This window comes from Cupriavidus sp. SIMBA_020, assembly GCF_046535395.1.
Classification (GTDB): domain Bacteria; phylum Pseudomonadota; class Gammaproteobacteria; order Burkholderiales; family Burkholderiaceae; genus Cupriavidus; species Cupriavidus campinensis.
The window spans coordinates 1-255 of the sequence record NZ_JAWRWU010001118.1; the positions used below are offsets into that span (position 1 = coordinate 1).

1 protein-coding gene is annotated in these 255 nt (G+C 68.2%); it reads right to left on the bottom strand.

Annotation, left to right across the window (positions count from 1 at the left end):
- Window positions 1-255 (bottom strand): OpgC domain-containing protein (opgC, locus tag SB751_RS32995; RefSeq protein ID WP_410749375.1); only part of this gene is annotated, 255 nt, incomplete at both ends.

Consider the following 255-nt stretch of genomic DNA (forward strand, 5'->3'; position numbering starts at 1 on the left):
CCGTCGATCGAGAATGCGTTGAGCACGGCGGTGATCAGCAGCATCAGGCCCGCTGTCACGAGGAAGGCACGGTAGATCTCGAACGCGCGGCGGATGAAACGCTGGCGCGCGGCGGCCTCGTCGTGCCGCGCGGCGAGCGAGTTGTACGCGATGGCGGTGGCGAAGCCGCCGAGGAACACGAACACCTCGGCCGCATCGCACAGCGCGTACGCATGCAGCGTCACGCGCGACAGGATGCTGCCGCCGATGTGGTCG